This window comes from Bacillus sp. S/N-304-OC-R1, from assembly GCF_019749375.1.
Classification (GTDB): Bacteria; Bacillota; Bacilli; order Bacillales; family Cytobacillaceae; genus Cytobacillus.
In genome coordinates this window covers 298,460-310,501 of record NZ_JACWFE010000024.1, presented here as the reverse complement: position 1 = coordinate 310,501, position 12,042 = coordinate 298,460, and the positions used below count along the sequence as shown (strand labels likewise).

General features: G+C 37.5%; 13 protein-coding genes. 11 read left to right on the top strand and 2 right to left on the bottom strand.

Going from position 1 to position 12,042, the window contains the following annotated elements; all coding sequences use genetic code 11:
• Positions 1 to 71 precede the first annotated feature (71 nt).
• The 7 genes from pepV to H0173_RS19915 all read left to right on the top strand — a co-directional run bounded on the left by pepV (position 72) and on the right by H0173_RS19915 (position 7,553).
• Positions 72 to 1,487 carry a dipeptidase PepV gene (pepV, locus tag H0173_RS19945; protein ID WP_221848517.1) on the top strand — a complete coding sequence of 472 codons (1,416 nt, stop codon included), beginning with the start codon at positions 72 to 74 and terminating at the stop codon, positions 1,485 to 1,487.
• A gap of 66 nt (positions 1,488 to 1,553) precedes the next feature.
• Positions 1,554 to 2,408 (top strand): D-amino-acid transaminase, encoded by an 855-nt coding sequence (dat, locus tag H0173_RS19940; protein WP_221848516.1) that lies wholly within the window; start codon positions 1,554 to 1,556, stop codon positions 2,406 to 2,408.
• Positions 2,409 to 2,485: 77 nt separating this feature from the next.
• On the top strand, positions 2,486 to 3,517 hold the full coding sequence (locus tag H0173_RS19935; protein ID WP_221848515.1) for a SepM family pheromone-processing serine protease: 1,032 nt from the start codon (positions 2,486 to 2,488) through the stop codon (positions 3,515 to 3,517).
• Positions 3,518 to 3,671: 154 nt separating this feature from the next.
• Positions 3,672 to 4,244, top strand: coding sequence for an RNA 2',3'-cyclic phosphodiesterase (gene thpR, locus H0173_RS19930; protein ID WP_221848514.1), 573 nt, complete (start codon positions 3,672 to 3,674; stop codon positions 4,242 to 4,244).
• A gap of 84 nt (positions 4,245 to 4,328) precedes the next feature.
• Positions 4,329 to 5,324, top strand: coding sequence for a nuclease-related domain-containing protein (locus H0173_RS19925; RefSeq protein ID WP_221848513.1), 996 nt, complete (start codon positions 4,329 to 4,331; stop codon positions 5,322 to 5,324).
• Between the two features lie 29 nt (positions 5,325 to 5,353).
• Positions 5,354 to 6,331 carry a diacylglycerol/lipid kinase family protein gene (locus H0173_RS19920; RefSeq protein WP_221848512.1) on the top strand — a complete coding sequence of 326 codons (978 nt, stop codon included), beginning with the start codon at positions 5,354 to 5,356 and terminating at the stop codon, positions 6,329 to 6,331.
• Between the two features lie 442 nt (positions 6,332 to 6,773).
• Positions 6,774 to 7,553 (top strand): phosphotransferase family protein, encoded by a 780-nt coding sequence (locus H0173_RS19915; protein ID WP_221848565.1) that lies wholly within the window; start codon positions 6,774 to 6,776, stop codon positions 7,551 to 7,553.
• On the opposite strand, the gene H0173_RS19910 is transcribed toward H0173_RS19915, so the two are convergent.
• On the bottom strand, positions 7,541 to 7,819 hold the full coding sequence (locus tag H0173_RS19910) for a YtzH-like family protein (RefSeq protein WP_221848511.1): 279 nt from the start codon (positions 7,817 to 7,819) through the stop codon (positions 7,541 to 7,543). The genes H0173_RS19915 and H0173_RS19910 overlap by 13 nt on opposite strands.
• A gap of 201 nt (positions 7,820 to 8,020) precedes the next feature.
• Between H0173_RS19910 and trmB the strand changes: the two genes are divergently transcribed.
• Positions 8,021 to 8,659: a tRNA (guanosine(46)-N7)-methyltransferase TrmB gene (trmB, locus tag H0173_RS19905; RefSeq protein ID WP_221848510.1), complete on the top strand. Its 639-nt coding sequence runs from the start codon at positions 8,021 to 8,023 to the stop codon at positions 8,657 to 8,659.
• Positions 8,660 to 8,771: 112 nt separating this feature from the next.
• Positions 8,772 to 9,611, top strand: a complete 840-nt coding sequence (locus H0173_RS19900; protein WP_221848509.1) for a YtnP family quorum-quenching lactonase — start codon at positions 8,772 to 8,774, stop codon at positions 9,609 to 9,611.
• 52 nt (positions 9,612 to 9,663) lie between these two features.
• Here the strand turns inward: H0173_RS19900 and H0173_RS19895 are convergent, their stop codons facing one another.
• A complete protein-coding gene (locus tag H0173_RS19895) occupies positions 9,664 to 9,978 on the bottom strand; it encodes a PepSY domain-containing protein (RefSeq protein ID WP_221848508.1) in 315 nt (104 codons plus the stop codon).
• A 172-nt stretch (positions 9,979 to 10,150) separates the two neighbouring features.
• On the opposite strand from H0173_RS19895, the gene H0173_RS19890 reads away from it, so the two are divergent.
• Together H0173_RS19890 and H0173_RS19885 are read left to right on the top strand one after the other, a co-directional pair.
• Complete coding sequence (locus H0173_RS19890; RefSeq protein ID WP_221848507.1) at positions 10,151 to 11,224, top strand: M42 family metallopeptidase; 1,074 nt, start codon at positions 10,151 to 10,153, stop codon at positions 11,222 to 11,224.
• 77 nt (positions 11,225 to 11,301) lie between these two features.
• Entirely contained in the window at positions 11,302 to 11,820 is a 519-nt protein-coding gene (locus H0173_RS19885; RefSeq protein WP_221848506.1) for a DUF84 family protein, read from the top strand.
• Positions 11,821 to 12,042 lie beyond the last annotated feature (222 nt).

The following is a 12,042-nucleotide window of genomic DNA, read 5'->3' as shown; positions in this document are numbered from 1 at the left end:
AGAGTTATAATAAGACAGAAAATATTGGTGATACCAGATACAGATTAGTGGATGTTAAAGGAGGAGTTACAATGAATACAATTAATTGGAAGCAAGAAGTGGAAAATAGAAAAGAAGCATTACTTGAAGATACGAAAAAGCTTTTGCAAATTAAGAGTGTATTGGATGAGGATAATGCGATAGAAGAAGCGCCACTAGGAGCTGGGGTTAAGGAAGCGCTAGACTTTATGCTAAAGCTTGGTGAAAAAGATGGCTTTACATCAAAAAACGTAGGAAATTTAGCGGGACATTTGGAATTTGGACAAGGGGAAGAGATTGTTGGAGTTCTTTGCCATGTTGATGTAGTACCGGAAGGAGATGGCTGGTCAAGCGATCCATTCGGGGCGGAAATTCGTAATGGAAAATTATATGCTAGAGGCGCTATTGATGATAAGGGCCCAACGATGGCTGCTTATTATGCTATGAAAATTGTGAAGGAGCTAGGGCTGCCCCTTAATAAGAGAGTTCGAATGATCATTGGAACAGACGAAGAAAGTGATTGGCGCTGTGTTGAGCATTATTTTAAACATGAGGAAATGCCAGCAATGGGGTTTGCCCCGGATGCTGATTTTCCAATTATTTATGCAGAAAAGGGAATTTCCGGATTTGATATTGTTCAAAATACAAGAGAGAGTGAAGAGGAGGATGTTCAAGTAAAAGTAGTAAACTTCCAATCAGGCAGAAGATATAATATGGTGCCTGACTTTGCAAAGGCTGCACTAATCGTACAGTATGAATCAACAGAAATTATCCAAAAGTATACAAACTTTCTTAATCAGTATGAGTTAAAAGGGAAATATTACATAGACAATGGTGAATTAATTTTAGAGGCCGAAGGAGTTTCCGCACACGGAATGGAGCCTAACCACGGTAAAAATGCCGGTCTTTTCTTGGCTGAATTTTTAATTCAATTAAACATTGACCATAAAGCAAAAAAGTTCTTCAAGTTTGTTTCTAAATACTTCTGGGAAGATTCGCGAGGCAAAAGTCTTGGGATTGCCTATTCAGATGCTATTACAGGAGATCTGACTATTAATGTAGGAAAGCTTCATTTTTCTCACCTAGATGGCGGAAGTCTTGGATTGAATTTACGTTACCCAGTTACGAACAAAATGGAAGAAACTAAAGAGAAGCTGGAAAGCTTGTTAGAACAAGAAGGTTTTTCATTAGAGAATTTTACTGATTCCAAGCCGCATCATGTGGATGAAAATGATTTCTTAATTCAAACATTGAAGAAAGTATATGAAGACCAAACAGGCACAAATGCAGAATTGCTATCTATTGGCGGTGGAACATATGCACGCTCCTTAAAATCAGGTGTAGCCTTTGGGCCATTATTCCCTGGAAAAGAGGATGTCGCTCATCAAAAGGATGAATACATTGAGATTGATGATATGCTAAAGGCAACAGCAATCTATGCCCAAGCCATTTTTGAACTTGCCAAATAAGTGAAAATTCTGGTAAGATTGCTCCGAAAGTGATTAGATTCGAAAATATGGGGAGAGGCGACACATATGGAGTATGTCATCGTAAATGGAGAATTTATTAGTCGTTCGGATGCGAAAGTTGACATTGAGGATCGCGGTTATCAGTTTGGAGACGGGGTATACGAAGTTATTCGCGTTTACAATGGGAAGATGTTTACTGGCCAAGAACATTTGGAACGTCTCATGGAAAGCGGCAAGAAAATTGGCTTGGAAATTAAGTATACTGTACAAGAATTAAAAGCGATGCTTACTGAGTTAATAGAGAAAAATAATCTTACACTTGGTACTATTTATTTGCAAATTTCAAGGGGAGTTGCACCTAGAAATCATGCATTCCCAAGTTCAGATGTAGCACATTCGTTTGTAGCGAATACAAAAGCTGTTGACAGACCAGCAGAGAATATGGAATCCGGTGTGAAGACGATATTGCTGGAGGATATTCGCTGGCTGCTTTGCGATATAAAAAGTCTTAATCTATTAGGGAATTTAATGGCGAAGCAAAGGGCAGCAGAAGCTGGCTGTTTTGAAGCTATTCAACATAGAGGGGAAATCGTAACAGAAGGAAGTTCTTCAAACGTTTCTATTATTAAAGATGGAAAAGTGATTACCCATCCAGCCAATAACCTAATTCTGAATGGAATTACCAGACAAAAAGTCCTGCAGCTTTGCCGTAAAAACGATATTCCTGTTGAAGAAAGAGCCTTTACTTTAGAAGAATTAAAACAAGCAGATGAAGTGTTTCTGTCAGGAACGACTGTAGAGGTTATGCCAATTATCGAAATAGAAAATCAAAAAGTCGGGAATGGAAAACCAGGCTCGTTAACAAGAAAGCTACAAGAACTATTTGAAAAAGCAATTGAAAACGAATGCGGCAGTTTATAATATGAGAAGAACCAGCTTATGCTGGTTCTTCTTCTTGAAGACAATAGATCAAGTTAAGTGAAAGCAGTGGGGAAACTATGAAAGTAACTCTTAAGCATAAAAGAACAAGAATTTTATTAGGGTTATTGCTAATCATTATCCTAACATTGATTATTCCAACCCCTTATTACCTTTATCAGCCAGGTTCAGCAGAGGAACTAGCCACAAGAGTGAACGTTGAAAATGGTGATAAAGAGGAGGATGGCGGTCTTTATCTGACGACAATTCTTTCAGTAGATGCTAGTAATATCTATTACTTAATTTACGGACTTTTTGCTCCGTATACAGAAATTCGTAAGGCTGAGCAAGTTAAAGGTGATTTATCAGATGAGGAGTATGATCGTCTGTTAAAACATATGATGGATTCCTCTCAGCAGAATGCCATAAGTTCTAGTATGAAAGCGGCAGGGGAAAGGGCAGATAGAATAGATGAAGGAATCATTATTACTAGTATCCTTGGGGAGTCGAAAGCTAAAGGGGTTCTTCATGTAGGAGATGTGATTACATCAATTAATGGACATCCTTTGAAGGTAAGGTCTGACCTATTAAAATATTTATCTGATAAACAGCCAAAAGACAAAGTAAGTATCGGTTACAAGCGCGGAAAAAAAGAGAGTTTAATCGATGTTGAATTGATAGAATTAGAGCAAAGTACAAATAAAGCTGGGCTTGGCATCATGCTGGAAGATCAAGTTTCCATCGCGACTGACCGAAAAGTGGATATAAAGGCATCTGATATTGGAGGTCCATCAGCAGGTCTTATGTTTTCATTAGAAATTTATAACCAGCTTACTCCAGGTGATTTAACAAAAGGGTATAAAATTGCAGGTACTGGAACGATAGATTTGGATGGGAATGTAGGACAAATCGGTGGAATTCGTGACAAAATTATTGCTGCACATAAAGAGGGGATAGAAATATTTTTCTGTCCTCAAGATATACAAGCTACAGACACAAACCAAAAAGATGCTATAGATGAAGTGAAGAAGAGGGGCTACAAAATGAAAATTGTCCCTGTTAAAACAATGGAAGAAGCCATTCGTTATTTGGATAAACTTCCAGGAAGATAAATTAAAGATGTTGACAGCTAATCAATGTGAATTAGCTGTTTTTTTTTTATGAATGAGTGATTATGCTATAGTTTGTTCAAAAGCTTCTGTTTTGAGTAAACTAGTACATAGCAGGTTGAAAGTTTTTTCAAAATAACTTTATTTGGAGGATCTTATGGAAAAGCAGACACATTTTTTCTTTGCGATCAGTTTACCAATTGAAACAAAGCTAAAATTAAAGGAAGAATGTTCGATAATAAAAGAGAATCTTTCATTTCAACGGTGGGTCCATCATGAAGATTACCATATTACTTTAGCTTTTCTCGGATCAGCACCAAATGATAAGCTGCAAAAGGCACAAAAATTGGTGGGTGAAGGGATTAAGGATCAAAAATCTTTCCCGCTCCAGATTACTGGGCTTGGTGTATTTGGAAGGCCGGATTCCCCAAGGATATTTTGGGCTGATACATACAAAGAGAAGCGGCTTTCAGTAATTCGGGATATTGTTTTTTCTTCATGTACTGAAGCAGGGTTTCAATTGGAAACAAGGCCATTCAAGCCTCACATCACATTAGCTAGAAAATGGGCAGGAAGTGCTCCTTTGCATGCAAGTAGGTTAGAAGAAAACAACCCATTCATGGATTGCCCATTAAAATTTACAGCATCTGAGGTCGTTTTATATCAAACACATTTAGATAAAACCCCTAAATATGAAAAGATAGCCATTTTTCCATTAGAGGGCGAATAATTTAAATATAAATTCACTTTAATGGTCTTATTTTTCTTGATTGAAAATAAGGCCACAGGAGTAAGACAAGGCAGGGCATATTTAATGGGACAGTTAATAAAATTACAGGATTATGTTTCACGTTATGAACAAAATATTTATTTATATCCTTCACGTTATGTCAGACTTAAAAAGCAGCAATGGAGTAAGTTAAAAACAGCTTGGGAGAACGATGATTCCACCGTTTTTCAAGATCCGTTTCAAGCGCAGCAGGATCCGAACGATTGGCTTGAAGATACTAAGCAGCCTTTTATCGATAAATTAAAAGGGTTCCTGAAGTTTGGCAAAACAGAATCGAATGATGATGAATTGTTTGAAATTGATGAGGATGGCATGGATGATGAAAAAGATGCTGAAGAGGAAAATTTTGATTTTCAAACAAGCTTTTCCTACCGTCCGGATACGTTAGAGGAATTAAAATATCAGTTTCTTGATCAGATTTTTCGCTTTCAAATGAAATGGGCGAGCTCAACTTTGACTGAAAAATCCTTCATAGAGAAAAGATTTTATTACGATGAGAAACTAAAGTTCTTTCTTCAGAGATTCCCTGATACATTTTTAGTTCTATATCATCCGCTATTTTTATTAAAAAAAGCACCGGTGGAACTCGAAACAATCATTGTCAGCCCAACAGGGGTTTGGTGTATTAGCTTTTTGGAGGAAGAGGACCTTGCTGTGTTTATTGGATCAAAAGAGCGGTTCTGGATTAAACGCGGTAAAGGACCGGAGAAAAAAATATTAAATCCGATTCTTGCATTAAATCGAACAGGGAAAATTGTTCAGCAAATTTTTCAGTTAAATGAAGTTGATTTGCCCATCTACAAGGCTGTACTATGTCGTAATGGATATATTGATTTTCCAGCAGTTCCTTTTGATGTCCAGCTCATTGAAAAAAGAAATTACGAAGAATGGTTTAATAATATGAGAGGTCTTCGTTCCCCATTAAAACATAACCAGCTCAAAGGAGCTCAGGCGTTGCTTCAATATTGCCAAACAACATCGATTAGAAGGCTCGAATGGGAGCTATCAGATGAGGATTAATATTTCAATGTCATGAAAAGGCTGATGATATGAATATTTACTTTATTATTAATCCCCAAGCGAAAAACGGTTATTGCAAAAAGGTATGGAGAAAGCTTGAAAGCATTCTGCTAGAAAAAGAGATTTCATACATGGCTTTTTTTACAGAGTATCGGGGTCATGCTAAGGAAATTGTTCAATCCCTTGCAGTTAAAACTGAAGGAAAGAAAATCATGATGATAGCAGTGGGCGGTGATGGCACCATTCATGAGGTAATTAATGGTGCTGCCCCTTTTCCGAATGTTATCGTTTCTTTTATTCCCGGAGGATCGGGTAATGACTTCTCGAGAGGGTTTCGTATTTCTAAAAAGCCAACGCAAGCACTAACTGCTCTATTACAACAATTAGATCAGGAACAAATTACTTTCGTTGATACTGGTATAATAATGAATAAACAGGAGGAAAACCTCTTTTTTATCAATAATATGGGTGCAGGCTTTGATGCTTTAATTTCGAAACAGGTGAACCAGTCGAAAATTAAGCGTATTTTAAACCGACTAGCACTTGGCAAATTTGTTTATGTTTATTTTCTATTGATAAATTTGTTCACGTATAAAAAATCACTAATAAATGTAAGGATTGACGGCGCTGATTATGATTTCCGTTCTGCCTGGTTTGTAACAGTATCAAACCAGCCCTTTTATGGCGGTGGAATGAAAATATCACCTGAAGCTTCTCCAGTTGACGGAAAACTAAATATAACTGTTGTTCACAACTTATCTAGAGTGAAGTTATTGCTTGTTTTTATGACTGTATTTTGGGGTGGACATACCCGTTTTAAGGAGGTTTCCTTATTAACAGGGAGGAGTATACAAATTAACTCGAATAGTCCTCTACATGTCCATGCAGACGGAGAAGATATTGGAAAGACTCCCGTGCAAATTAACATAAGTCATAGGAATTTGCCGGTTATCATCAATGGTCATGTAAACGAAGGAGAAGAAACAAATTCAAATGAGGCAAAGTGACGTCTTCTGTTGCTAGTTTAGGAGATTAATTGATTGCACTAAAACTGTTTTATGAACGAAATAAATAGACTTGACGAAAAAACCTAGTAAGAGATAAAATTTAAAAAGATAGCTATTGGGGGACATGTGATTCAATAGCTTTTTTTTCTTATAATAATTAGTAAAATGAGTATTTCCTTTATTTTTGTATATTCGTAATGGCGGGCTTGCTGTTTAGTCCGCCTTCTATTTCTTATATCAGCAGTAGGGATTATTTTCATTAAAAGCAGTTGGTAGCCTTTATGTATGATCATCATGATGGGCTTATGCTTTTTTATGTTTAGCTTAAAGCAGCTAGCTTCAGGTGTTTTAGCAAATGTCATCATTCCTTGGATGTGGCGCTTTTAGCTTTTCTATATTAGCTATTTGCATAAATGGCTTACTAAATTGCAGGTGAACAATGTTGGAACACTTATTTGGACAAGACTGGGAGATCGTCCCTGCTGGAGGTGCAACAGGGAAGGCTTTTTTTGCGAAGCATGAAGAGCAGAGTTTATTCCTCAAAAGGAACTCGTCGCCCTTTCTAGCGGTATTATCAGCAGAGGGAATTGTTCCTAAGCTTATATGGACGAAAAGGCTTGAAAATGGTGATGTCATCACTGCCCAGCAATGGATGAATGGCAGAGAGCTTAAACAGGCTGAAATGAACAATGAACGCGTAGCAAAATTGCTAAAGAAAATTCATAGTTCAAAGCCCTTGCTTGGCATGTTAAAAAGACTAGGCAAATCTCCGCTTTATCCAAATATGTTTCTGCGTCTGATTGAAGAGAGAATCGATGCGGAGCTTAGGAAGAATAAAACGGTCATAGCATCTATGGAATATCTCAGAAAAGAGTTAATGAATATTCAATGCGATGAAAAGACTGTGTGTCATTGTGACGTTAATCATAACAACTGGCTGCTTACAGAAAACAACCAGTTGTATTTAATTGATTGGGACGGTGCCATGATTGCAGATCCTGCTATTGATTTAGGCATGCTTTTATACTGGTATATTCCTAAAAATGAATGGTCAAATTGGGTCAGCCGATATGGACGGGTTTTAAATGACAACTTACTTCTAAGAATGAAATGGTACGCAATTGCACAAACACTTACATCCATTCAATGGCATAAAAATAAACACCGTTTTAAGGAAATGGAGAAATGGCTTCAATTTTTAACAGACATTTACGAGAATTGATCAATTTCATTTACCCATTGTGAAAGCTCAGATTGATGATTTTCTATGTGATTATCTAATTGAGCGGACTGGCTTCCTAGCTGACTGTAATGATAAATTTCTTCTAATACCGTTTGAGCATGCTGATCTAAATCGGGCTGCATCATTAATGATTTGACAAGCCTTTTTAATTGTTCACATTCAGAAACTGATCCACAGCAATCCAACTGATGATTGTTTAATATATCTTTTAATAAATTCATTTTATCCTGCTGACTTATTGGCAACTTGATCCCTCCCTGCTTATATGAACGGCTGGATGAATACAAAGGAATTCACTGTTAGATTGTGAATTCCCTTTTTTATTTATACATGGACTGATATATTCTAAATAGAATACAGCATCACCTAAGATGTTTATTTTCATGTTGCACCATTAATAAATCAATGTTATGGTTTGAACGATATTATTTAATAGGAGTGTCTATATGAGACAAAGAAATAAACCGTGGGCAAAAGAGAAACTGAACCAATACCCTCAATATGTCATAGCTGCCCCAGAACAAAATAAAGGAAGATGGCATGAGGCATTTGAAAAGAAACAGCCACTTCATATAGAAATTGGCACAGGAAAAGGCCGTTTCATTACAGGGATGGCAAAGGCTAACCCAGATATCAACTATATAGGAATTGAATTACAAGACAGTGTCATTGTAACAGCTCTTGATAAAATTATTGAGGATGAATTAACAAATATAAAACTAATGAATGTAAATGCGGCAGATCTTGCTGAATTTTTCGAGAAGGGTGAAGTCGATCGAGTGTATTTGAATTTCTCTGATCCTTGGCCAAAGACTCGTCATGCTAAAAGAAGATTAACATATAAAACCTTCTTAAAAAATTATGAAAATATTCTAGTGAAAAATGGTGAAATCCATTTTAAAACTGATAACCAAGGTCTTTTCGAATTCTCGCTCATGAGCTTCTCTGAATACGGACTGCTCTTAAAGGATGTTAGTTTAGACCTTCATAATAGTGGGTTTGAAGGAAATATCATGACTGAATACGAAGAGAAATTCTCGAGTAGAGGAAATCGTATTTATCGCTGTGAAGTACAATACCGTTAAAATTAGAAAGCTTACCGTTTTTGGTAAGCTTTTTTTAAATGAGAGATGATTCGAAAAATTTTTACAAGTAAAATACAAATGGTAAAATAATATCAAAGTAGGAGGGGAATATATGGAGACAATGCAATTGCAAAATACGAAGCTGACTTGGCTGCGCGGTGGAGTAAATTATCTTGATGGAGGGGCCATGTTTGGAGTGGTCCCAAAGCCATTATGGTCAAAAAAGTATCCTTGTAATGAAAATAACCAAATAGAGCTTCGTACAGATCCAATATTAATTCAAACAAATGGGAAAAAAATTTTGGTAGACTCAGGGCTAGGAACTGGAAAGCTTACTGACAAGCAAAAGAGAAACTTCGGTGCGCTTGAAGAATCATCTGTAGTAGGGGATTTAGAAACATTAAACTTGAAACCAGGTGATATCGATTATATTTTGATGACACATCTGCATTTTGATCATGCTTGCGGATTAACTATGCCTGATGGGGAATCGTATACCTCTGTATTTCCAAATGCCAAAATTATTGTGTCACAAACTGAATGGAATGAAATGCGAGATCCGAATATTCGCTCTCGAAATACATATTGGAAGCAAAATTGGGAGAGCATTCAGGAGCAAGTCGTCACGTTTGAAAAGGAATGGACGCTACACTCCGTTAGAATGGTGCATACAGGCGGACATAGTGATGGACATTCCATTATTATCATTGAAGACGGAGAAGATATACTTATCCATATGGGAGACATTATGCCGACTCATGCGCATCAAAATGTTCTTTGGGTACTTGCGTATGATGACTATCCAATGGACTCCATTTGGGCAAAAGAAAAATGGATTCATTATGGTATCGAAAAAAATGCTTGGTTTTCTTTTTATCATGATGCTTATTATCGTGCTGTTAAATGGAATCAAGAGGGTCAGTTAGTTGAAAAGTTAAATAGGGTTCGATAAACAAACTGCACTTCCATTTCATTTGGAAGTGCAGCATTTTCAGCATTTTCATCTAAGCCAGCTGATAAGCCTCAAGTATTGCTCCTGTTTTTGCATCTGCTATAAATTCATATTGCTCTGTATCTTCACCAGTAAATCTTGATATTCCGCCGCGATAGACATTGTACGTCAGCTGATTTTTTTGGAAGGCCTCTGTTTGCATTTGTATCCAAGACCCGCTAATCGGTCCTTCTTTCTTAAAGGCTTCCTTGGCATTGGCTAATGCTTTTTCAGGTGAAACCGTTACTTTATGTGCAATCAATTCTCTCGCTGCATACCCCCCTGCTATGCCAACACCAACACCTAATAAAAATGATTTCCAGTTCATAAGCAGCACTCCCCCAAATGGAAAAATAAATATGCCCAGATTGTATCTCTGTATTATCTTATCAAATAATGGTCTTGGACAAAAACTTAATTAGTGGTAACCAAGCGAAAAGTTCTGTAAAATAATAGAAGTATACATAAAATATTATGAAGAAAAATAAAGGAGAAAACCCATGAACGAAAAAACGCTACAGCTTTTTAAAACCTTAACTGAGCTGCCAGGGGCACCTGGTAATGAACACTTAGTCCGTAAATTTATGAGAGAACAGCTTGGTCAATATGCAGATGAAGTCGTTCAGGACAAGCTAGGGAGTATTTTTGGCGTAAAAAGAGGAGACGAAAATGGCCCAACTGTCATGGTAGCTGGACATATGGATGAGGTAGGCTTTATGGTAACCTCCGTTACCAATAATGGCATGATTCGCTTTCAAACATTAGGCGGCTGGTGGAGCCAAGTCTTATTAGCGCAAAGAGTGCAGATCATTACTGATAATGGTCCTGTTATTGGTGTTATTGGTTCGATTCCTCCACATCTATTAGACGAAGCTAAACGCAGCAAGCCGATGGAAATCACAAACATGCTTATTGATATTGGTGCGGATAACCGTGAGGATGCCGAGAAGATTGGCATTAAGCCAGGGCAGCAAATTGTTCCAATTTGTCCGTTTACACCGATGGCAAATGAGAAGAAAATTCTTGCTAAAGCTTGGGATAATCGCTATGGCTGCGGATTAGCCGTTGAGCTTTTAGAAGAAGTGAAAGACGAAAAGCTTCCTAATATCCTTTATTCAGGTGCAACTGTTCAGGAAGAAGTAGGGCTTCGCGGAGCAAGAACAGCAGCTAATATGATTAAACCGGACATTTTCTTCGCATTAGATGCAAGTCCTGCTAATGATATGTCTGGAGATAAAAATGAGTTTGGACAGTTAGGAAAAGGAACACTATTAAGAATTTATGATCGATCAATGGTTACTCATCGTGGAATGAGAGAATTTGTTCTTGATACAGCTGAAACAAATAACATTCCATATCAATATTTTATTTCTCAAGGAGGTACGGATGCAGGAAGTGTTCACCTCTCCAACGAGGGTGTGCCTAGTGCTGTAATTGGTATTTGCTCACGCTATATTCATACACATGCATCTATTGTACATGTAGATGATTACGCAGCAGCAAAGGAATTACTCGTTAAACTTGTTAAATCCTGTGACCGCACAACCGTTGAAGCTATTCGTCAAAACAGCTGACAGCTGTAGCAGACATCAAAAAAAGAGGCAGCCTAGTTGGTGCCTCTTTTTCACTCAATACAAAAGGAGTAAGACAAATGAAAATAGTAATTGGATCGAAAAATCCAGCAAAGGTTTCAGCAGTCCAAGCTGTTTTTAAATCAGAGGACTTAGAATTTATTACGGCAGATGTACCTTCTGGAGTTCGCGATCAGCCATTTTCGGATGAGGAGACAATTAAAGGTGCTATCAATAGGGCCATCAGTGCACTAGAAGCTGGTGGCGGAGAAATTGGGATAGGACTGGAAGGCGGTGTTCAGAAAACAGAAAATGGATTGTTTTTATGCAACTGGGGAGCACTAGCAGAAAAAGGAGAGCCCCCCATTGTAGCTGGTGGAGCGAGAATACCACTGCCAAAAGAAGTGGCTGACAGATTGCTTGCTGGAGAAGAGCTTGGTCCAGTGATGGAACGCTTTACAGAAATGGAAGATGTCCGCAAAAAGGAAGGAGCCATCGGAATATTTACGAATGGCCAAATAAGCAGGGCTGAGATGTTTACACATGTTGTAAAGCTTTTAGCCGGACAATATGAATACAGAAAAAAGGGAAGGAGATAGCGGCTATCTCCTTTCTCAATTATTTTCTATCAAAAATATAAGAGAGTACATTCAGTCCTAGATGTCGTGATTTTCCATTGGCTAGAAAAAATGTAAGGTAAATAAGTTACTTGAAGAAAGTGCTGGAGCGGTTTAGAAGTTTCTATTATTTTCAAACTATTAGGGTTGCAAGATGAATAGATAGAAATGTATGATAGAAAAGGATGAAGTTTTTCCTAGCAA